The sequence below is a fragment of the Marisediminicola senii genome, assembly GCF_011057645.1.
Taxonomy (GTDB): Bacteria; Actinomycetota; Actinomycetes; order Actinomycetales; family Microbacteriaceae; genus Marisediminicola; species Marisediminicola senii.
In genome coordinates this window covers 20842-42320 of record NZ_JAALGE010000023.1, presented here as the reverse complement: position 1 = coordinate 42320, position 21479 = coordinate 20842, and the positions used below count along the sequence as shown (strand labels likewise).

The window sequence follows — 21479 nt, the reverse complement described above, 5'->3', positions numbered from 1 at the left end:
AAAGGCACGCCTGGAGAGGAGGACCCGCCCCCCCCCCCCCCGCCCGCGACCGCCCCGCCCCGCCCAGCCCGAAACCAACCCACCCCTCCCGACCCCAACCAGCCCGCCCCCGACAATCACCCCCGTAACCTAGAACCACGGCACCCGCCCCACACGCACCACCCACACACCCACCCCAACAGAGGACGACGCCCCGTGCCCCCCACACCCACAGCCCGCCTCCGAGTGGTAGCCGCCACCCCCATCTCCGAAGACCTCATCGCCCGAGTCATCGAGCTAGAGCCGCGCATCGACTTCATCCGCGACCAGACCCTGCTCCCCCCGATGCGCCACCCCGGGGACCACTCCGGCGACCCCGCCTTCACCCGCACCCCCGAGCAGCAGGAAGCATTCGAGAAACTCGTCGACAGCGCCGAGGTGCTCTACGGCCTGCCCGATGACAAGCCGTCCGAGCTCGCGCGCACCGTCGCCGCGAACCCGGGCCTGCGCTGGGTGCAGACCATGCCAGCCGGGGGAGGAGCCCAGGTCAAGGCCGCGAACCTCGACGACGACGCCCTCAACCGCATCGCCTTCAGCACCACCGCCGGTGTGCACGCCGTTCCCCTCGCGGAATGGTCGGTCTTCGGCCTCCTGGCCGGCGCAAAAACCTTGCCGAAACTCCTCGACCGCCAGCGAAACAAGGTCTGGGAGAACCGCTGGACCATGGGCCTCATCTCCGAACAGCGCATCCTCATCGTCGGCCTGGGCAGCATCGGCAAGGAGACCGCGAAGAAGCTCACCGCCCTCGGCGCCACGGTGATCGGCACCAGCCGCCACGAGACAAGCCTCGACAACGTCGCCGAAATAATTCACCCCGATCGGATGCTGCAGCACCTCGCCGACATCGACGGAATCGTGGTCACCCTCCCCGGAACCGCAGAGACCGAGAACCTCCTCGGCCCCGACTTCTTCGCCGCGGTGAAGCCGGGCACCACGCTCGTCAACGTCGGCCGCGGAACCGTCATCGACGAGACCGCCCTCCTCGACGCGCTGAACGATGGCCGCATCGGCTTCGCGGCACTCGACGTCGTGGCACAGGAACCGCTCGACGAGGGCAGCCCGCTGTGGACGCATCCACACGTTCTCATCAGCCCCCACACCGCGGCGCTCAATCAGGCAGAAGACCGCCTGATCGCCGAACTCTTCGCCCGCAACGCCACCCTCTGGCTAGAAGCCGAAGCGAAGAGCGCAGAAGCAAACGGCACCAACGCCGACAACCCCGGCGCCACCCTCATCAACCGAGTCAACACAGTGGAGTTCTACTAATGACAACCAACAGCCCCGTAGTCGTCACCGCCATCTTCACCCCCGCCGAGGGCCAGCACGACGCCGTGGTCGAGGCGCTCAAGCCCGCGATCGCCGCCGTGCACGAAGAGAGTGGATGCCTCCTCTATGCGATCCACGATGCGCCAGACGGGTCGATCGTGATGATCGAGAAGTGGCAGAGCGCCGAGCTGCTCGATGCGCACGGGGCAGGGCCCGCCGTGGCCGCGCTCGGTGAGTCCCTCGCCGGCAAGCTCGCGGCGCCGATCGACGTGACCCGCCTCACGCCGATCCCCGCCGGCACCGAAACCCAGGGCACCCTGTAACCAGCGCCCACCGCCACCCGAAGCCCGCCAGCCACCGCCACCCGAACGCCCGAGAATCCGCGACACGCCACAACCGTGTAAACTCGGCCACTGAACTTCGGCGAGGGCTACCCGCGACCTGCATTACGCAGAAACCGGGCATCCGTAATCGACGCGGTGGGCAAGGCACACGGTCTTCCTCACGCTGACATGCGTTCGAGTTGACATCCCCCTTCGAAACTCCGGCACAACCGGAACACAGGGGCCAGAACCGTGGGCATGCCCCACAGAAATGAGATCACTATGGCTGAGATCAAGAGCCACCGTCGCGACGACAAGCCGGCCAAGAAGGTCGAGACCAACCGCATCGAGGCCGTCGTGCGCGAGTCCTTCGGAAAGGGCGCGGCCCGCAAGCTGCGCGTGACCGGCGGAATCCCCGCGGTCGTCTACGGCCACGGAACCGACCCGCTGCACCTCGCCCTGCCGGGCCACGAGACCGTTCTCCTGCTCCGCAAGAAGAACGCGATCATCGACCTGCAGATCAATGGCAAGAGCCAGCTCGCCCTGGTCAAGGACGTGCAGAAGGACCCCGTGCGCCAGCTCGTCGAGCACATCGACCTCACCATCATCCGTTCGGGTGAGAAGGTCGTCATCGACATCGCCGTGCACGTCGAGGGCGAAAGCTACCCCGGAACCCTCGCGCAGCTCGAGACCCCGTTCATCTCCGTCGAGGCCGAGGCCACGCACATTCCGGAGAACGTCGTCGTCAGCGTAGAAGGCTTCGAAGAGGGCACGCAGATCCTCGCGAGCCAGCTCGTGCTGCCGAAGGGCACCACGCTCATCACCGACCCCGAGACCCTCGTGGTCAACGTGACCGTGCCGCAGCTCGACCTCACCACTGACGCTGAAGACGAAGCTGCCGAAGAGGCCGAGGCCGCTGAGGCCGAAGCCGCCGAGGCTGCTGAAGAAGCCGCCGAGGCCGAGGCTGACGAGAAGTAGTCACGGACCTCTTCCGTCGGAAGCCGCCAGTGGGCGAAAACCAGTGGCTCGTAGTCGGGCTCGGCAACCCCGGGCCCGACTACGCCGGCAACCGCCACAACGTCGGTGCGATGGTGCTCACCGAGCTCGCGCACCGCGTTTCGGCGAACTTTCGCAACCACAGGGCGAACGCTGCGGTAGCCGAGGGTCGCACGACCCCCGGCGCGCCGAAGCTGGTGTTGGCCAAGCCCAATACGTATATGAACGTGTCGGGCGGGCCGGTCGCCAACCTCCTCAAGTACTACTCGATCGAGCCCTCGCACCTCATCGTGGTGCACGACGAACTCGACATCCCGTTCGACTCCATACGCCTGAAGAACGGTGGGGGACACGGCGGACACAACGGCCTGCGCGACATCATCGCCGCGACCGGCACCAACGACTTCCTCCGGGTGCGCGTCGGCATCGGCCGCCCTCCCGGACGCCAGCCCGCCGCCGACTTCGTGCTGCGTGACTTCTCCTCCACCGAGCGGCAGACCCTCCCCAATACGTTGTCTGATGCGGTGGATGCTGTGGAGCTCGTCACCACCGACGGACTCACCGCAGCGCAGCTGAAGTTCCACACCGCCTCGTAGCCCGCAGCGCCCGGCGTCGCCCCCGATGGCAGACATCGCGCTCCTGCACGGCACAATCCGCTCGTGCTGAACCAGAGTCAAGACCGCTATTTACCTCCACGACTGCGGCAAAGACCCGGGCCCGTCAAGCCACGATGTGCCCAGGTACGCACCTGTAGGTGGACTGCTGGTCGACAGCGGACTCACGGCCCCAAACGTGCCCCGGTTCACTGGTCAAATAAATCAGACTGACGGCCAGAACTCCGGCATCGGGAATCATTGCACCGCAAGGCGTTCATCAACGACCTCCCCACCTGAATGTGAGGGCCATAATCGAGCGGCGCAGCCCATCGAGCCCGGCAAGGTACCGGTCGCCGCGGGTTTTCTGTGCACTCGTTTTCAAATCACCTACATTCAGTCCAACACCGGTGGTGTCGGAGTCGACGTCGCCTTCCGTTATCTCACCAACGCAGGCTTCTCGTTTATCTGCACGAACCAGTCGGAGTTCCAGATCGGGGCACCCACTAGGGGTGGTACCGCAGCGCAGCGCGGTTCGACTTCGGGCCCGGTAACTCGAAGGCGCCGTAAATGGTGAATTTGAATGGGTTCGAACGCTGGGACCGGCCGCAACAGTGGCTCGCCCTTCACATCGCGACGGCATGACGACTCGGGCGCCGAAACTAACGCCCCGATCGCCATCGCGCGGTCGTCAGGTGAAGTGGTGCTAAATTCTTCGGTGTCGATCAGCCATCCCCAACGCCCCTACCCCCGCATCCACCACGACCCAACTCAACGCCCTGCTCCAAGCGGCCCAAATAAGCAGATTCATCGAATGCTCGCCATCAGCGGTGACTTGTGCATCCAGATCTCCGAGCTGACCGCGGAGAACGCGCGCCTGACCGCAGCACAGAACACCCCCGGTCGAGTGAAAGCCCGCCTCATCGGGTAGCCTCGCGGCGTGGGGAAAGCATTCCGGGGGGATATTCAAGGGCTACGAGCGATCGCAGTCCTTCTTGTGGTTCTTTATCACAGTGGCGTCGGCATACTCAGCGGCGGGTACGTGGGTGTCGACGTGTTCTTCGTCATCTCCGGGTTCCTCATCACGGGACATATTTGGTCCGAGATGCAAGCCCACGGGCGGCTACGATTCGCCGAGTTTTACGCCCGTCGTGCGCGGCGTATTCTGCCCGCATCGTTCGTGGTGCTGCTGCTGTCTCTGATGGCCAGCCTGATTTGGCTACCGCCGCTACAGCTGCCGGCCATGCTGCGGGCCGCGGCGGCGACTTCCCTATACGTGCCGAACGTGCTGTTTGCGGTCGAGGGCACCGACTACCTCGCGGAAACAGCACCGTCTGTGTTCCAGCACTACTGGTCGCTCGGTATCGAAGAGCAGTTCTATCTGTTGTGGCCGCTGCTCATGGCGCTCGTGTTTGTGTGGGCAAAGCGTTCCCTCCGCGGGGTGGTCGTTTCGCTCGTATTCGTGGTCGCGATCTCGTTCGCGTGCTCTGTCGTAGTCACCGAAATCTCGCAACCAATAGCTTTCTTCATGCTCCCGACGCGGGCATGGGAGTTGGGCGCGGGCGGGCTGCTGGCCCTGCTGGTAGCTGCCGCGCCGCGATGGCTGAACGCGAGGATCTTGCCCTTCCTGGGGTGGCTCGGGTTGGCCATGATCCTCGTGACAGCATTTACATACACCGCACAGACCACCTTCCCGGGGTGGCAGGCGGCGCTCCCCGTGGCTGGGACAGCGCTCGTCATTTTGGCCGGTGTTCGGCGCGGGAGGTACGGGCCGGCCAAGGTGCTATCCGTTCGCCCGGCATTATTCTTAGGCGGGATTTCGTACTCGCTCTACCTCATCCACTGGCCGCTACAAGTCATTCCGCAGGAGGCGGTGGGTGTCAGCAGTCCGTTGCCCCTCTCGGCGACGCTCGCTCTCGGGGCTGCCGCAGTACCGCTGGCTTGGCTTAGCTGGAAGTACGTCGAGGAACCCGGTCGCAAATGGCGGTTTCTGACCCTGTCCCGTCCGCGCCGCTCGCTCGTGGCCACGATTTGTGCGTCGGTAGCGGTCCTCGCGCTGGCTGCGGTCGCAAGTGTCCCCGTGAACGCGATGCAGCTAAGTGACGACCGCGAAGCACCGCAGGCAGATGTGACGATGCTCCCGGAAGGGACGCCGTTTGTGCCCTCCAACATGCGGCCCACGCTGCGCGCAGTTGCCGACGACAACCCCGAAATCTACTCGAACGGGTGCCACCGCAACTTCAGCGCCACCGATGCGTCCGGCTGCCAGCTTGGCAAGAATTCGGAAGCGCCGCTCGTTGCTTTGTTCGGCGATTCGCATGCCGCTCAGTGGTACCCCGCGCTGGCGGAGCTCGCCGACCGTGGCACCATCCGGCTGGACGTGAACACTAAGAGTTCATGCGCGTCAGCGATCCTCGCCGAACCCGACTACGGGGCCTGCGAGGTCTGGCGCGAAGCCGTAATCGAACGGCTCAACGCCGCAGCACCGGATGTCGTGCTCTTGGCTAACTACAGCCGAGCACAGGTGGCGAGCGATGCCAACGCGGCCCAAACGTGGCGTGACGCGCTGGGCGCCACTGTGAACGCGTTACCGTCGTCATCCGGGGTCGTGGTCATTGCGGACACTCCGCACGCCCTCGCTAATCCGTCAATCTGTCTCTCCGCGCACCTTGACGACACATCGGAATGCGCCATTTCGCGTGAGACGGCTATCGACCCCGACACTCGCGCGGCCGAGCAGGATCTCGACGCCGAATATCTCGACTTCGTCGACTACTTCTGCAATGAGTCGTCTTGCCCCGCAGTCATCGGCAATGCGCTCGTCTACCGCGACGCGCACCACATGACCGCGACTTTTGCGTTCTCGATGACGGATGCGTTTGAGGAGCAGCTGCTGAGGCACATTCCTTAGCGCAGCCGGTTCCTTGCCTCACTGTATCTGTCGAGTGGACTCCGGCGGCTGGCTTGTTTCTTTGGGACCCGCAACTCGAAAGCGTCGCTCGTAGGGCCGTTCCACCAGGACGTGGAGTATCCAAGCTGCGGCAACGGATGCGATAAACGCGAAACCGAGGACACCCCAGACGCGAAGACTCGATGCTCCGTCGTCGATCACGCCTGTTCTCGACGCAATGACGAACACACTGACAAGCACCATGGCGTGCAATAGGTAGAAGCAGTAGGACCACACGCCAAGTGAAACAACCGGAGTCCACCGGAAAACGCTGGGACGGTTCTTCAGGTCGCTGCTCGCAAGCGCCGCCACCAGGACGACGAAAGGCAGCAGCGTCACCGCGTACCGGGATAGCGAGTAAGGCGCGATGGATGAGAGGTATACACCGGCTCCCGCCAGCACGACGGCGACCGAGACGGGCACTGGCACGCGGATGCCGCGCCGGAAAAGACGTCCGAGCACCGCGCCGATCACGAACTCCATCAGGCGCAGCGGCGGGAAGATGATTAGCGCCCACCGAGTGAGTGGGCCCTCTGCGACTCCGAGCATGGCGACTGCCGTTCCGATGCTCACCGCTGCTGCAGCGAGGCCAATGACAATAAGACCACGGATACCGAACCTCGCCAGTAGGCGATTGAGGAACGGGAACACCAAGTAGAAGAACGCCTCGCAAGACAGGCTCCAGAATACGGCGCTGCCGGCGAAGTAGGCGGCCTCCACCGGGAACCAAGCTTGTAGCAATGTGGGTGGCAGAGCGTCCCACAGGTCGAGTGAGCCACGGCTAAGCAGAAGCGCGAGCGAGAGCAACCAGGCAACGAAAAATGCCGGGTAGACGCGGGCGAACCGACGCCGGTAGAAGTGCCCTACGAGGTCACTTTCGCGAGCGGTCCACGACATCACGAACCCGCTGAGGATGTAGAACAGCGAGACGCCGACCATTCCGGCGCTAAACACGTCGAGTTGTGAGCCGCCGACGTACGCGACGCTGTGGAATCCGAAGACAAGGAACGCGGCGAAGAACCGCACTCCGGTGAGCGAATCGAGTCGTGTCATGCGGCGGGCTCCCCAATGCTCGGCACGCGAATGTCGGTTCAGGGTACCCCGTCAGCAACAGCTAGCTGCCACTTCATTCTCACCACCGGGACTCCTCCACCCAGATTGATCGTTTGCGATCGAGACGTCGCACCTCATCGTGGTGCACGACGAACTCGACATCCCGTTCGACTCCATACGCCTGAAGAACGGTGGGGGACACGGCGGACACAACGGCCTGCGCGACATCATCGCCGCGACCGGCACCAACGACTTCCTCCGGGTGCGCGTCGGCATCGGCCGCCCTCCCGGACGCCAGCCCGCCGCCGACTTCGTGCTGCGTGACTTCTCCTCCACCGAGCGGCAGATGCTCCCCAAAACGCTGTCTGATGCTGTCGAGCTCGTCACCGCCGACGGACTGACGGCAGCGCAGCTGGAGTTTCACACCGCGACGTAGCCCGCAGCGCCCGGGTGCCGTCCGCCACCGCACCCTAAGCTCGGCCCATGCGAGTCACCCTCTCCATTGCACTCCTCCTGACTGCCGCGCTGACCATCACGGCATGCAAAAGCGAGGACGCCGCATCGCCGAACGACATCGTGCTCCCCCCAGCCGGCGCACAGTTCGATTACCAACTCGGCGGCAATTCCCCAGTCCCGCCCGGCGCCGAGGTAGTCGCCCGCGACAGCACCGACGATGCCGCCGAGGACGCATATGGCATCTGTTACGTCAACGGGTTCCAGACCCAGCCTGGTGTCGCGTGGCCCGCCGCCCTCCTCGTCCACACCGACGATGGGGAGCTGCTGGTCGACCCCGGCTGGCCCGACGAGAACATCCTCGATACCTCAACCCCTGCTAAGCGTGCTGCGATTGCCGAGCGCCTCAAGACGACGGTCGATGGATGCGACGACTCCGGTTACCTAGCCGTCGAATTCGACAACTTCGACTCCTGGACGCGCTCCGGAGGTGCCCTCGACGAAGCCGACGCTGTGGCATTCGCAACCCAACTCGTCGAGTCTGCCCATGCCCGGGGTCTTGCTGCCGCGCAGAAAAACGCGCCCGAAGTTGCAGAGGTAGGCCGGAACGACATCGGTTTCGATCTCGCCATCACCGAGCAGTGCGACCGGTACGACGAATGCGACGCCTACACCGCTGCGTACGGCGGTCTGGTCTACAACATCGAATACGCCGACGATCTCCGAGGAACCGTCGACGCGGTGTGCTCCCGCGTCACCGCCCTCGACCCGTCCCCGTCGACCATCGTCCGCGACCACAACCTCGTCCCGGCGAACGATGACGATTATGTGTACACAACGTGCTGACGTTGCTTGCCTCGGTCCACGGGTTGTACAAGCCCCCGCCCCACACATCTGCCATGTCACCACCCGCGCGTAGACTTCTCCGGTGACTCTTCAGGGCTTGATCCCGGCGCTCGCGCGCGCCCAAACGTTCGGTGACGCCCTGGAGTACGCCAAACGCAGCGCTGACTTCTCCCTTGTCGACGGGCTGCGCGCTCCGCTCCTCGCTGGGCTCCTCGACGCCCGCACCGGCCCGCAGGCGCTCTTCGTCATCGTCGCTACCGGCCGGGATTCCGAATCTCTCCGCGCATCGCTGCCGTGCATGATCCCGACTGCCGAAATCGTGGAGTTTCCCGCCTGGGAGACCCTCCCGCACGAGCGTCTCAGCCCATCGGCCGAGACCGTCGGCAAGCGCATTCACGCGCTCCGCCGAATGAAGGAGTGGCAGGAAGGCATCGCCGCCGGCACCACCACGACCGACATCGTGGTGGTCGCCAGCGTGCGCGCGGCACTGCAGCCGTTGTCCGACAACCTCACTAGCCTCGAACCGCTACGCCTCACCACCGGCGGGCGCGGTTACAACCTCGGCGAACTCTCCGTGCAGCTCGTCGACCTCGCCTACACGCGCGTCGACATGGTGACTCGTCGCGGCGAATTCGCGGTGCGCGGCGGCATTCTCGACGTGTTCGCACCCGACGCCGAGCACCCCGCCCGCATCGAGTTCTTCGGAGACGAGGCCGAACAGATCCGCTTCTTCTCGGTCGCAGACCAGCGATCTCTTCCCGACCCCGTCGAGACGGTGGACCTGCCGGCCAGCCGCGAGATGCTCCTCAGCCCCGAGGTGCGCCAGCGCGCCCGCGAGATGCAGCACGAGTTCCCCAGCCTCAGCACCATGCTCGCCAAGATCGCCGAGGGCATCCCCGTCGACGGCATGGAGTCCCTTGCCCCCGCGCTCGTCGACAAGCTCGTGCCCATTACGCATTACCTTCCGGTGGATGCCGCCATCGCGGTGTTCTCCCCGGAACGCGTGTCCGCCCGAGCCCAGAGCCTCGTCGACACGAATCGCGAATTCCTCAGCGCCGCGTGGAACGCCGCCACCGTCGGAGCGGAGGCCCCGATCGACCTCGCCTCGGGTGAGTTCATGAGTCTGCCCAAGCTGCGCGACGCCGCCGGCGGCCGCGCCTGGTGGACCCTTAGCTCGTTCGACAGTGGCGCTGCCGATGCCACCCCTGAGACCGACATCTCGGCCATGGTCGAGAGCGCGGGCGACTATGTGCGCATCGCCGCCACCACCGTGCCCAGCTTTACCGGGGTCGCCGACGGGGCCATCGACCATGTCAGCGCCCGCCTCGCCGATGGCTGGACCGTTGTCGTCGTCGCCCAGGGCACCGGTCTCGTCGACCGGGCCGCCGAAGCACTCGGTGAGCACGGCATGTCCGGTCGCGTCTCTGACGAGCTTCCCAAGAAGACCGAGGCCGGTGTCGCCTACCTGATCCAGGCCTCCGTCGAAGCCGGCTTCGAACTGCCCGACGCCAAGATATCTGTGCTCAGCGAGAACGAGTTCTACGGTCGCGCAGCCGGTTACGGATCCCGCGCCGTCAAGAAGCTCGCCACCCGCCGCAAGAATGTCGTCGACCCGCTGCAACTCAAGGCCGGCGACATCGTTGTTCACAACACCCACGGCATCGGCAAGTTCATCGAACTCGTGCAGCGCGAGGTCAGCACCGGTGGCCGCAACCCGGTCAAGAACTCGCGCGAGTACCTAGCGATCGAGTACGCGCCCTCGAAGCGCGGCTATCCGGGCGACAAGCTCTACGTTCCCACAGACCAGCTCGACCTCCTCAGCCGCTACGTCGGGGGAGAGGCACCGTCACTGAGCAAGATGGGTGGTAGCGACTGGTCCGCCGCCAAGGGCAAGGCTCGCCGCGCAGTGCGCGACATCGCCGTCGAGCTCGTCAAGCTGTACTCCGCCCGCATGGCCAGCAAGGGCCATTCTTTCCCACCCGACACCCCGTGGCAGCGCGAGCTCGAGGAGGCGTTCCCATTCGCGGAGACCCCGGACCAGCTCACCACGATCGATGAGGTCAAGGCCGACATGGAACGGCCCATCCCGATGGACCGCCTCATCGCCGGCGACGTCGGCTACGGCAAGACCGAGGTCGCCATCCGCGCCGCGTTCAAGGCCATCCAGGACGGCAAGCAGGTCATCATGCTCGTGCCGACCACCCTCCTCGTGCGCCAGCACATGGAGACCTTCGCCGAGAGGTTCGCCGGATTCCCCGTGCACCTTCGCGCCCTCAGCCGGTTCCAGACCGAGAAGGAGTCAAAGGAGGCCATCGACGGCCTCGCCGACGGCACCGTAGACCTTGTCATCGGCACCCACCGCCTGCTGTCGAAGAGCATCGTCATCAAGGACCTCGGGCTAGTCATCATCGACGAGGAGCAGCGCTTTGGCGTCGAGCACAAAGACGCGCTGAAGAAGCTCAAGACCAACGTCGACATCCTCGCCATGAGCGCGACGCCCATCCCGCGGACCCTGGAGATGGCTGTCACCGGTATTCGTGAGATGTCGACCCTGGCCACCCCGCCGGAGGACCGGCACCCAATCCTCACCTACGTCGGGCCCTACAGCCCCGCGCAGGTCACCGCCGCCATCCGCCGCGAGCTGCTGCGCGAGGGCCAGGTGTTCTTCGTGCACAACCGGGTATCGAGTATCAGCCGCGCCGCCGCCCAGATCGCCGAACTCGTGCCTGAGGCGCGCATCGCCGTTGCGCACGGACAGCTGCCCGAGCACGTTCTCGAGCAGGTGATGGTCGACTTCTGGGAACGCAAGTACGACGTGCTCGTCTCCACCACGATCATCGAGACCGGCCTCGACATCGCGAACGCGAACACGCTGATCATCGACCGGGCCGACAAGTACGGCCTCAGCCAGTTGCATCAGCTGCGGGGGAGGGTCGGCCGCGGACGCGAGCGCGCCTACGCGTACTTCCTCTACGACGCCGAGAAGCCCCTCGGAGAGGTAGCCCACGACCGCCTGGCAACCATCGCCGCGAATAATGAGCTCGGGGCCGGAATGCACGTTGCTCTCAAGGACCTCGAGATCCGTGGCGCGGGGAACCTGCTCGGTGGTGAGCAGTCCGGACATATCGCCGGCGTCGGCTTCGACCTCTACCTGCGCATGATCGGTGAGGCCGTCAGCACCTTCCGCGGCGACGTCGCTGAGGGCCAGACCGAGCTCCGCCTTGAACTACCTGTCGATGCGCACATCCCCGAGGAGTACGTCGAGAGTGAGCGCCTTCGGCTCGAGGCGTACCAAAAGCTGTCGGCCGCGAGTGGACCTGCATCGGCGGATACCGCGATCGACCAGGTCCTCGAAGAACTCACCGACCGCTACGGCGAGCCCCCGGAGCAGGTGCGCAACCTCGTCGAGGTTTCGCGTCTACGCCGAATGGCACAGAAGGCCGGTCTCAGTGAGGTCGTTTCGATGGGCGGCAACCTGCGTGTCGCAACCACGGAGCTACTCGATTCCGTCCAAATTCGCCTGCAGCGCATGTACCCCGGTGCACGCTACTTCGCGGCGAGCAAGTCGGTGACGGTGCCGCTACCCAAGAAGAACGGCGCGCTGCCAGACGATGCGGCATTAATTGCGTGGACAAGCGAACTTCTTATTGCCATTTTCGGTGCAGTAGTGGCTCAGGATACGACAACCGCAACTCAAACCAGTTGACCCGGATCTACTCGTCTGCCGCGAACCAGTGCAGTAACGTCAACTGAGACGTTCTGGGGGCGAATGTATGAAGCGGGTGAAAGTATTCGTTGTGCTGACGGGTCAACGGGACAATCTGGGGGATTCGCTACTTCGCCGCCCACTTCTTAGTGTTGCGAAACGAGTCGGTGAGTGTCACGTGCTGGTGGGCCCGAACTCGTCGCAGTACAGCGACAATTTAGGTTTAGACGCGGGGGATTACGTCTACACCAGTCGAATTCAGTGGCTGGGGTCGCTTCTGAGATCGACGTTAGTTCGCAAAACGCATCTGTTCTTCAACGCTGGCGAATTCACCTTGAACCGCGCATTCGTACGCGACCGTGTAGCGATGCTTCCCATAGTCGCGTTGGTGCGCGCTCGGGGCGGTTCTGTCATTCAGGCTGGCGCTGGTTTGCGGAATACGGATGAACCAATAAGCCGCGCTCTTAGGTGGTTGGCTAGATCAGCGGACGTCACCGCGTGGCGAGATGAAAGGTCGCGTGATGCGATGGCAACGGGTGACGTGATGCCAGATTGGGCATTCTCGGAAGGCTCCACCACGCATTCCATCAGGGAGCGAAGCGGAGAGAATCTGTACCCCGCCCAGATTGTCTTCAGCCTCCGAGGGGACCGAGAACAGCCGAGTGACGAGTGGATTACGCGGGCCCGGCGTCTCATCGATTCCTTAGACGCGGTCCCGCTTGTCGTCTGTCAAGTCCAGCGCGATCGGGACCGCCTAGTTTGGTTAGCTACGGCGCTGGGCGCGGACTATGACGACTGGTCCCCGGAGGTAGGCCACGCTTCTCGCGAGCGTCAGGTGCGAGCCGTCTATGGGCGCAGTTCCTGGGTCGTTTCAGACCGGTTGCACGTACTGGTCGCCGCTATGACGGAAGGTTCTGTACCGATCGCACTAGCCCCAGATAGCTCCCGCAAACTGTCTCGCACCCTTGAGGCCGCCGGGTTCACGTATTCGATCCCGGTCGAGGGTGTGTCCCAGCGCAGCCCTGAGGTATCACAATGCCTTGCAGAGGATCTGCAGTTGGCGCGAGACCGTGTGAACCGGGTACGCGAGTCGATCCTCAAATCGTGCAATGGCGTTAGCGGTGCGTCGTGAAACGCATCACCATCTTGCACTCGCTGCGCGCGCCAGTCCCAGGTGAGACCCGGTACTCGAGCCATATGGCCGGTACAGAGAATAGTGTTGTGCGGGTCCGGTTCTTCACATGGCCAAATGCCATTCTCGGAAAATACGAGATTTTCCATCTTCACTGGCCGGAGCACCTCGTTGGTCGAGTCGGCGGAGCGAAAGGTGCGGCTCGGCGTCTGTTAGTTCTGTTGCTGCTCCTACGACTTAGGGTCACGAGCACTCCGGTGGTTCGAACGCTGCATAATCTGGAGCCGCATAGCGGCAAGGAAACGGATTGTGACGCGATTCTTGGTAGGGGTTTCGACCGGATCACCAAGTTGGAAATCCACCTCGTGCCCGAGACCGAAAACCTGATCGCGTCGCGTAGCGTAGAGATTCCCCATGGAGGGTACGAGGAACCCTTTGCCTCCTTCCCTCGGAGCCCTCAGGTAGACCAGCGAGTTCTCTACTTCGGGTTGCTGAAGGGATATAAGGGGGTTGAGCGTCTTGTCGACGTTTTCCCTCAGGTTCGAGGCGCGGTTCAGTTGCGAATCGTTGGCAGTCCAGTTGATCCCGCGGTGACTCGAGCAGTTCGCGAGGCTCAACAAAAGGATGATCGCATAACTAGCCGACTCGACTTCGTGAGCGATGGCGAACTGGTCAGAGAGATCACGGCGGCTCAGCTAGTGGTGTTCCCGTATACCGAGATGCACAGTTCTGGTGCGGTCCTTGTGGCACTCTCACTTGCTCGGAAAGTTCTCGTGCCCGATTCCTCAACTGGACGTGCACTGCGCAGAGAATTCGGGAGTTCTTGGGTGATGACTTTTCGTGGTCCGCTTAGCGAGCCACACATCGTAGAGGCATTGAAGTGGGCGCGAACTGGAGGTCACGGCCAGACTCCTCCTCTGGGTGACCGGGCGTGGTCACGGGTGAGTGCAGCACACGAGGCCGCGTATCGATCAGTGCTTTCAGCATGAGTAGTGCCGTAGATGGCCTCGGTGCTGCTGCGTCACGTGGTGCAGCCACCACAATGCTCGGCCAAGGCGGGCGAATCGCAATTCAGTTGGTCGGAGTAGTACTTCTTTCTCGAACACTCGACCCGTCTGACTTCGGGTTGGTGGCTATGGTCGTGGCGGTAGTAGGAGTCGGAGAGGTTTTCCGAGACTTTGGGCTCACGCAGGCGGCGGTTCAAGCGCCGCACCTATCCCAGCAACAGCGTTCCAACCTTTTCTGGCTTAACTCCCTGATTGGGACACTGCTTTCTCTGTTTGGGTTCTTCATGTCGTGGCCCATCGCTGTGTTCTTCGGAGAGCCGCGCCTTGTTCAGCTCGCGCAAGCAATCTCCGTCACTTTCATTTTGAACGGATTGGGTACCCAGTATCGGGCGCACCTCGCCCGAAACATGCGTTTTGGGGCTCTCGCCGGTGTCGAGGTAGGAAGTCAAGCGGCGGGCCTCGCGGCAGGACTCATTGTGGCGTTCTTGGGAGGCGGTTATTGGGCCTTGGCTGTCCAGCAGATAGTTGCCGCTGGTTCCGCGACTATTCCGCTGCTGATACTCACGAAGTGGATTCCTGGTCTGTTTCGCCGTGGGGCGGGCACAATGAGCTTCGTGAAGTTCGGCGGCTACCTCGTAACAGCTCAGCTGATTACTTACGTCAGCAAGAATATTGATTCTGTAATCATTGGAAGTCGTCTGGGCGCTTCTGATCTTGGCTACTACAACCGAGCATTCCAGGTTCTGGTTATGCCTCTAAATCAAATAAATGCCCCTTCGACTCGTGTGGCCCTCCCTGTTCTTGCGCGGCTTGTCGACGATCGGCCCCGTTTCGATCGTTTCCTCCTGACAGGACAGACGCTGCTGGTGCACGGTGTCGCGCTGATTTTCGCACTCGCTGCTGCAGTCGCCGAACCGCTCTTGGGCATTCTTTTAGGGCCTGGGTGGGGCCCTGCTGTGCCCATCTTCCAAATTCTGGCCATCTCGGGAGTCTTCCAAGCAGCCGCATACGCAACGTACTGGGTGTTTCTAGCGAACGCCGCAACGCGCTCGCAGCTGTTATGGGCGCTCAGTTCGCGACCCGTCATCATCGTTGCAGTACTGATCGGGTCAATCTGGGGAGTCTCCGGTGTTGCGTGGGCATACTCCATAAGCAACGCAATCGTCTGGCCGTTAGGGCTCCTCTGGGTGGCGCGGGCCTGCGGCGCTCCGAGTAAAGCCATGTTCTTCAACGGGACGCGAGCGGTGATCGGCTACTCATTCGCATCCGTAGCCTCACTCGTCATTGGCTCACAGTTCACGACAACGTGGTCACAGCTTGCAGCGGGTACGGGGGCGTTTATTCTGAGCCTCGCCTTTATATCCCTGATCTGGCGTCAATTTCGAAAGGATTTGCTCTCTTTGCCTGTATTCGTGGGCAAAGCTTTGCGGCGACGGGGATCGACCCGCTGACTACGCAGGTGATGACGGTGATGTGCGGGGAGGCCTTCTCGCCTAATCGGCGCTATTGCGAGCAGAGCGGCTGCCGCTGAGGTAGATGCCTGTCAACACGCCCAAGAGGGGCCAGAAGGCCATGGGGAAACCTCTGTTGGTGAAAACCGGCACGGTGGTCGCCACAAGTATCGACATTACGAAGAGCATGAGTATTGGTCGTGCGATTAGCATGCTGTCGCGTTCGCGGTGAGCGGATATGAGAAGGTGGGCGATCGCTAGAAGTAGAACCACCTGTGCGCAAAGCCCAAACAATCCGAAGGTCATAGCTGACCCCAGCCATTGAGACTCGGGTGAATGCCAGAGCAGTTGCGTTGGGTAGACACGTTGCCCCTCAAGCCCCAGATACACCCCTTCATAAAGGTTGGTACCCCATCCAGTGAGTGGGCGGTCTTGCACCATGGGAATGGTCTGCTCGGTCCAAATACGCGCCCGGTAATTCAGAGTATCTGGCACCCAATCAGGCAGCCAAGAGATGCGGCTGACTCGGTCAGTAAACTGCTGGTCCACACGGGCCTGTATGAGTGACCCGAACACAACAGAGGCGGTCGCACTCAAGACCCCGGCCGCGATCAGGAGTTGACGACCGAGCCCCGCCGAACGCCAACAGCACAGCACGATCGCTAAGGCAGCCACAGCCACCGATAATGTGAGAGTCGAGATCACACACATTGCAGCGGCCAGGAGCGTGACGAGCGCGAGGCGGGGTCGGCGCAGGCCCAAGTGTTTCGAAATGATAAGCAGTGCAACTGCTGCAGCGACGACGCACACTGCATAAGCTCCGAACCCTGTCCAGTGACCTACCAGACCAGTTGCCCGGGTCAATCCATCGTTTTCGAGCCGCCTAGTAGCACCTGCGCCGGGTGCCACCGCGAGTACCAATTGAGTGATTCCCGGATTTCCCAGCGATTGACCTAGGGCAAGCGGCGTGGCGATGAGGATGGGCCAGACAAACTGTCGCAAGAAGTAAACCGCTTGATCATACGAGCGGACGGAGATGCGAGCGGCGATGTAACCCATGTAATAGAAAAGCGGCGAAATGACGTTCAAAATATCTGGTGCAAAACGGAGTTCACGGGCGTTGATCAGTTCGGCCACAATGCACACCCCGACGTAAAGACCGACGCCAAGATCAACGGGGAGCAGTCGCGCCTTACGGATAAGGCCTTCGGACAAGGAACTGGAGATCGCTATCAGAATTGCAGCCAACAACAACAGGTGCCAAGGACGAAGACCACCAATACTTACCGGGAGAACCACTCCACTAAACGCCGCTGAGAGCCCCAGTAGCGCGCCCACCCAGGCTGCGCGCCTCTTTACCCGCCGTGGATGCGAAGGAATCAACTTAGGAACGTCAAACTGCCCATAAGTTGTTGTGCCCTGCGTTATCTGAATCACAGGCTGCCCGTGATGTAGTCCGCGACTTCGGAAGGGTTCCTTCTTGGAGACCGTGCCGTTCGTGCGGTGGGCGCCGCAAAGCCGATAGCAATCATCATGATTGGAACGTCGTGCTTGGGTATCCCCGCGGCCTGGTGTAGTGCGTTCATTTTCTCCGTTGTCAACGAGAGGTTGAGCATGCAAGTCCCTAGTCCCAAGCCATGAAGCGCGGTTCCCAAGGCCATCGCGAAAATACCCCCTTCAATCCAGGCTTGATTGCGCTCACCAGCTTGACTAAACAATCTGAGGTCACTGGTAACTAGCGCTACCACAGGCACGGAGTCGCCGAATCCTCGATTTCCGTTCTGAAACCGCAGCACGTCCTGGGCAGCGGACCCACCAGAATAAAAGCGGACGTTCCATGGAGCGCGGTTGCAAACGGATGGGGCATTTACTGCCAGGGCCACTGCGTCCTCTAAGAGCTCTTTGGGAACCGCGCGGGAATCGAAATCTCTCACACTGCGGCGGTCAGCCAGGATACGGCGCAGATGCGTCTGGTCTTCCGCGTCGATGCGACCTCTTAATGGGGCAAGCGATTCCGATCGGATACCGGAGGCATTCCAGTCTTCGACAGCAGCCACCGCTTCTTCGGCGTACTTGCGATAGGGCGTTTGCGCTACCTGCGCATCTGCCAATGCCCCGAGGCGGGATAATCGAGCCCCGACTTCTAGGCCGAAAGGACGCTTGGGTGCGCGCAGGGAGAGCCCTTTTTCAATCCGGTGGTAATCCTTCGTGAGGTGACCCTCTATGTGACGGAGGTCACTTGAAGCATTGACTTGATCTGCAGGCGGTGCGCCGTACGTCGCAAATCGCCGCCAATCCATAATGAATTCTCGAATGGCGCGTACATCGTTCCGTCGCTTGCGGAGCCAACTAAACATCTCGCACCTCGGTTTTCTTGTAACTGACACGGTGCAGTTGCACAGTGTCGAGGAATAGACCGGCGCGCGCTTCCCAAGAGTGGTTGGCCGCAACATGTTGACGGCGAACCACTCGCGCCTCGTGTGAGTCAGATCGGGCTGCGGTGATGCTCGAGAGGAGTGCCTCCATGAGGCTCCCATCTCGCTCAGTGTCGTATATATGGACCGAAGCCGATTCAGCTAACGAGACGGCGTCATCGGAGGGGGAACACAAAATGTGCATCCCGAGCGCCGCGTATTCGTACAGCTTCAACGGGCTGTGGTACATGACGGTACTGGAGGATTTTTCGTGTCCGGCGAAACCAACTGACCAGTGGCTCATTCGCTCGAGCGCCTTGTCGTGGGGCAGTCGCCCCAGGAAGGAGACTCGGCCAGCGATTCCCAAGCCAACCGAGATTCGTTGGAGGCGCTCAAGCTCCGGGCCTTCGCCAATAACCTCGAGTCGGACCCCGTCTGTGCGGGCGAAGCTGTCAATCAGTTTGTCCAGCCTGTGCCACTCGACCACCGAACCGACAAAACCTACTACCGGCGAGTCTTCGTCAGGTGAGACCGGTAACTCAGTAGTTGACAGAGACGCGGCATTCGGCAGAACTAGAATTTGCGAGGGTGTAAGGCCGGCAAAAGCTACCAGCTCTCGCTTGAGGGCCTCGCTTACAGAAACAACGAGGCTTGCACGCCTGAGAGCTCTACGCTCAAGCGCTGCCGCAAGACCCTCCAAAACCAGCACTTTGCGGTCACGGGCAGTCTCCCTAGAAAGAATACCGTTGGCCTCAACGACGCGAAACGCCCGAGATTTTGCGGCGTGAAAAGAAGAGAGTGATTGGAATACCGCGACCCGCTCGTAGATGATGTCTGTTGAGCGGCGATCCGTCCAAGTCCGAACTAGGACGTTGGCGCCGCTCCAGCCTGCCGCCATGATCCGAATGATGTCGGCGGCGAGAATGCGCGGACGCGACGACGAGCCGTAGTCTGTCTGCCTTATTCGAGCGAACCGCCCCATGCCTGGGAAGGTGGAAGCTACAAGTACGTTCACATTCGTGTTCTTCGCCCGTAATCCACCTACGAATCCCACTATGTGCGTTCGTGGCCCCGGAGTGGTGCTGTCGTCTTGCACCGAGATGCGAAACCCGCCGACAAGGTACTCAACCTGCTCGCGCTTGTGCTGGTCCGGCTGGTTCATCTACGAGTCAACGCGTTCAGGTCGGAGGCAAACCGAGAACCCGGCTGCTTCTCGCAGATGCGCTTCGGTCAACTCGTCCGCCTCGTGGACCGCAGCCAGCTCCTCGCGCTCCACAAGTGCTGCAATCTGCGTCTGGTGGTCGTCAACGTGCTCATTCCGTTTGACCCGCCGCGTCACTACTACCGGATAGATGCCCATGTCCAACAGCTTTAGAATCGTTCCCACTCCAGCATGAGTGACTACCACATCGGCTTCCATGGCGTGTTGAACAAAAGCCTTGTCAGAGACAGTTCCAAAAGCAGTCCCTGGAAGATCGTCACGAGTCGTATGACCAAGCTGCCACACGGTGCTTTCCCCCACGACGCCTAGTTCCAATAGTCGATCGGGGAGTGAATCAAATCGATACCCCTCGATGGTGCCAAGTGTGACAAAAAGCCTCAGGGGGCCGTCAGTGGACGAGGAACGGCTGACCTTCTGGAACCCACTCATGACACTGTCATGAAGCTGCCAAGACTTGCTGGACCAGCCCTCATGCTGAGTCCAAGTGTTCGCGAGGCGTAGCCGACGAACGATCCTGCCGGTAACAGATGGCCCGTCCACTCGTGAGACGCTCTCGATGTACTGCGTGTTGAAACCCCGGTATCGAGAAACTGGAAATACAGCCAGCGCAATCGCTGAACCCGTGCTGATGACGTGATCGAATTTTTCGCTGGCAAGTGCCTTGAGCATAATACGGGTCCCGGCCAAGACCCCTCGCACGTCGCGGGGCCGAATATATGGGAGGTAAATGACCCGTTTGCCGACTAGCAGCGACTCGCTCTGAGGCGAACGAAACGTTACCCAAAGTGAGTCTGCGGACGCGTCCATGCCCGCAGACAACCGCACAAGTTGCGCTAAGTGACCACCCGTAGATGCTGCAAACAGATATTTCATTTTGCTTTCCCCAACAGTTCAAAGTTTCGCTCGGCGAGTTGCTTCACGTGCGGAAGCGCTCGCTGTATCTCATTCCGAACGCCTCCGATGCGATCGTTAATAAGATGTATTCGACTCAACATCTCTTGTTCCAATGTGGCGCCCGGTTCAAGACATAGGTCCGTGAGGGAGAAAAGTTCGAGAAGGCCCATCACCTTGCCCTGAGTTGCAATGACGGCAGCGGGGACCCCGCAGGACAGGGCAATGACGGCTAGATGCATGCGGCCGGTGATGACCAGGTCCGCCCCCAACGCCATTGTGCGAACAATAGACGGGTTGGTCATCTCGATCACAGTGGGTTTCGCAGAGTCTGGAATCGAGGTCATGATTGCCGCAATCGCGCTGGTGTCGCTCCGAGGGGCCCTGTCGACGTGCGGGACCATAAACACGGCATAGTTGAGCCGTTGAAGAAGCTGAATCGCCGACGCGTATGCCCCTACCTGAGATGTCGAGCTAGCCACAAGTCCCGACGCATTCACTAGCGCTATCCGCTTGCCAGCACGACGTGCTTGCGCGACCAACTGCGCCTCGCGCGAATCTTCGTCTCGCCGGCTATACAAAAAGACCGTATCTGCCGCCTCCACCACAGATGTCGATCCGTCTTCACGAAGTCGGGTGGCGCTGAGTGGGTCGCGAGCGTACATCGTGACGTTCGATTTGCTCGCTCGTCGCATAGCTTCACGGGCGCCTCGAGTGGGCTTACCGTTCCAGCTAAATCCCAACACCGCGACCTTGACGCCCCGGTCCGCTGCGACTTTTGCTATCAGCCACCTAGTCCTCGATGCCTTGTCGCTGTAGGCCCCATCCATCACGTCGGCGCCGACCACAAACAAGGTCGCGAAGGAGCTGAGTAACCGCCCAAACCGATAGAGAGAAGTGAAGTGACGGAGCCCGAACCCGTGCGTCAGTCCCGGCATGGCGACAAGGTCGTCTGCGCCAGAACGGCCGAATGCGCTCGTCACGTCCACGGCTGACCGCGATTGGACAAAAATCGAGCGCTCCAGACCCGCAGTTTCGTCGAGGAAGGTTTCTAGCATTGCCTGATCGCCAAGGTTGCCTCCACCGGTCGCTGCAATAAGGGCCACTGAACCTCGCTCGCCACGTGACACAACAGCG

16 protein-coding genes and 1 pseudogene are annotated in these 21479 nt (G+C 61.9%); 11 read left to right on the top strand and 6 right to left on the bottom strand.

All coding sequences use genetic code 11. The features are described from left to right. Positions 1 to 195: 195 nt before the first annotated feature. From G5S38_RS09030 to G5S38_RS09010, 5 genes are all read left to right on the top strand, one after another. Positions 196 to 1305 (top strand): D-2-hydroxyacid dehydrogenase, encoded by a 1110-nt coding sequence (locus tag G5S38_RS09030; RefSeq protein WP_201276634.1) that lies wholly within the window; start codon positions 196 to 198, stop codon positions 1303 to 1305. Continuing rightward, positions 1305 to 1628 carry a putative quinol monooxygenase gene (locus G5S38_RS09025; protein ID WP_165067548.1) on the top strand — a complete coding sequence of 108 codons (324 nt, stop codon included), beginning with the start codon at positions 1305 to 1307 and terminating at the stop codon, positions 1626 to 1628. The genes G5S38_RS09030 and G5S38_RS09025 overlap by 1 nt, the downstream gene beginning before the upstream one ends. A 282-nt stretch (positions 1629 to 1910) precedes the next feature. After that, positions 1911 to 2606 (top strand): 50S ribosomal protein L25/general stress protein Ctc, encoded by a 696-nt coding sequence (locus G5S38_RS09020; RefSeq protein WP_165067545.1) that lies wholly within the window; start codon positions 1911 to 1913, stop codon positions 2604 to 2606. 29 nt (positions 2607 to 2635) lie between these two features. Further along, on the top strand, positions 2636 to 3220 hold the full coding sequence (gene pth, locus G5S38_RS09015; protein ID WP_165067542.1) for an aminoacyl-tRNA hydrolase: 585 nt from the start codon (positions 2636 to 2638) through the stop codon (positions 3218 to 3220). A gap of 937 nt (positions 3221 to 4157) precedes the next feature. Beyond that, positions 4158 to 6128, top strand: a complete 1971-nt coding sequence (locus tag G5S38_RS09010) for an acyltransferase family protein (protein ID WP_165067538.1) — start codon at positions 4158 to 4160, stop codon at positions 6126 to 6128. A gap of 18 nt (positions 6129 to 6146) precedes the next feature. Here the strand turns inward: G5S38_RS09010 and G5S38_RS09005 are convergent, their stop codons facing one another. After that, positions 6147 to 7220 carry an acyltransferase family protein gene (locus G5S38_RS09005; protein ID WP_165067535.1) on the bottom strand — a complete coding sequence of 358 codons (1074 nt, stop codon included), beginning with the start codon at positions 7218 to 7220 and terminating at the stop codon, positions 6147 to 6149. 112 nt (positions 7221 to 7332) lie between these two features. Here G5S38_RS09005 and pth (G5S38_RS09000) point away from each other — a divergent pair. The 6 genes and pseudogenes from pth (G5S38_RS09000) to G5S38_RS08980 form a co-directional block, all read left to right on the top strand. After that, positions 7333 to 7656 (top strand): annotated as a pseudogene (gene pth / locus G5S38_RS09000) (aminoacyl-tRNA hydrolase); the annotation flags it as partial. Between the two features lie 47 nt (positions 7657 to 7703). Next, entirely contained in the window at positions 7704 to 8519 is an 816-nt protein-coding gene (locus G5S38_RS08995) for an endo alpha-1,4 polygalactosaminidase (RefSeq protein ID WP_165067532.1), read from the top strand. An 82-nt stretch (positions 8520 to 8601) separates the two neighbouring features. After that, the gene (gene mfd, locus G5S38_RS08990; protein ID WP_165067529.1) at positions 8602 to 12225 is read left to right on the top strand and encodes a transcription-repair coupling factor; all 3624 of its coding nucleotides are present in this window, start codon (positions 8602 to 8604) and stop codon (positions 12223 to 12225) included. Positions 12226 to 12292: 67 nt separating this feature from the next. Next, a complete protein-coding gene (locus G5S38_RS15935; protein WP_407943836.1) occupies positions 12293 to 13357 on the top strand; it encodes a polysaccharide pyruvyl transferase family protein in 1065 nt (354 codons plus the stop codon). Positions 13358 to 13422: 65 nt separating this feature from the next. Beyond that, positions 13423 to 14346 carry a glycosyltransferase gene (locus tag G5S38_RS15930; RefSeq protein ID WP_407943837.1) on the top strand — a complete coding sequence of 308 codons (924 nt, stop codon included), beginning with the start codon at positions 13423 to 13425 and terminating at the stop codon, positions 14344 to 14346. Then, the gene (locus G5S38_RS08980) at positions 14343 to 15815 is read left to right on the top strand and encodes a lipopolysaccharide biosynthesis protein (protein ID WP_165067523.1); all 1473 of its coding nucleotides are present in this window, start codon (positions 14343 to 14345) and stop codon (positions 15813 to 15815) included. The genes G5S38_RS15930 and G5S38_RS08980 overlap by 4 nt, the downstream gene beginning before the upstream one ends. Positions 15816 to 15857: 42 nt before the next feature. On the opposite strand, the gene G5S38_RS08975 is transcribed toward G5S38_RS08980, so the two are convergent. The 5 genes from G5S38_RS08975 to G5S38_RS08955 all read right to left on the bottom strand — a co-directional run bounded on the left by G5S38_RS08975 (position 15858) and on the right by G5S38_RS08955 (position 21448). After that, complete coding sequence (locus G5S38_RS08975; RefSeq protein WP_165067520.1) at positions 15858 to 16952, bottom strand: O-antigen ligase family protein; 1095 nt, start codon at positions 16950 to 16952, stop codon at positions 15858 to 15860. 296 nt (positions 16953 to 17248) lie between these two features. Then, positions 17249 to 18172, bottom strand: a complete 924-nt coding sequence (locus G5S38_RS08970) for a nitroreductase family protein (protein WP_165067517.1) — start codon at positions 18170 to 18172, stop codon at positions 17249 to 17251. Continuing rightward, on the bottom strand, positions 18165 to 19391 hold the full coding sequence (locus tag G5S38_RS08965; protein WP_165067514.1) for a glycosyltransferase: 1227 nt from the start codon (positions 19389 to 19391) through the stop codon (positions 18165 to 18167). Before G5S38_RS08965 ends, G5S38_RS08970 begins: the two co-directional genes overlap by 8 nt. Continuing rightward, positions 19392 to 20324: a glycosyltransferase gene (locus tag G5S38_RS08960; protein ID WP_165067512.1), complete on the bottom strand. Its 933-nt coding sequence runs from the start codon at positions 20322 to 20324 to the stop codon at positions 19392 to 19394. It abuts the gene before it with no gap. Beyond that, positions 20321 to 21448, bottom strand: coding sequence for a polysaccharide pyruvyl transferase family protein (locus G5S38_RS08955; RefSeq protein WP_165067510.1), 1128 nt, complete (start codon positions 21446 to 21448; stop codon positions 20321 to 20323). The genes G5S38_RS08960 and G5S38_RS08955 overlap by 4 nt, the downstream gene beginning before the upstream one ends. Positions 21449 to 21479 lie beyond the last annotated feature (31 nt).

Bases quoted from the DNA above. Each gene is read 5' to 3' on its own strand.
- G5S38_RS09025 (WP_165067548.1), top strand. From the start codon at position 1,305: ATGACAACCAACAGCCCCGTAGTCGTCACCGCCATCTTCACCCCCGCC.
- G5S38_RS09020 (WP_165067545.1), top strand. From the start codon at position 1,911: ATGGCTGAGATCAAGAGCCACCGTCGCGACGACAAGCCGGCCAAGAAG.
- G5S38_RS09005 (WP_165067535.1), bottom strand. From the start codon at position 7,220: ATGACACGACTCGATTCGCTCACCGGAGTGCGGTTCTTCGCCGCGTTC.
- G5S38_RS08995 (WP_165067532.1), top strand. From the start codon at position 7,704: ATGCGAGTCACCCTCTCCATTGCACTCCTCCTGACTGCCGCGCTGACC.
- G5S38_RS15935 (WP_407943836.1), top strand. From the start codon at position 12,293: ATGAAGCGGGTGAAAGTATTCGTTGTGCTGACGGGTCAACGGGACAAT.
- G5S38_RS15930 (WP_407943837.1), top strand. From the start codon at position 13,423: ATGGCCGGTACAGAGAATAGTGTTGTGCGGGTCCGGTTCTTCACATGG.
- G5S38_RS08980 (WP_165067523.1), top strand. From the start codon at position 14,343: ATGAGTAGTGCCGTAGATGGCCTCGGTGCTGCTGCGTCACGTGGTGCA.
- G5S38_RS08970 (WP_165067517.1), bottom strand. From the start codon at position 18,172: ATGTTTAGTTGGCTCCGCAAGCGACGGAACGATGTACGCGCCATTCGA.
- G5S38_RS08965 (WP_165067514.1), bottom strand. From the start codon at position 19,391: ATGAACCAGCCGGACCAGCACAAGCGCGAGCAGGTTGAGTACCTTGTC.
- G5S38_RS08960 (WP_165067512.1), bottom strand. From the start codon at position 20,324: ATGAAATATCTGTTTGCAGCATCTACGGGTGGTCACTTAGCGCAACTT.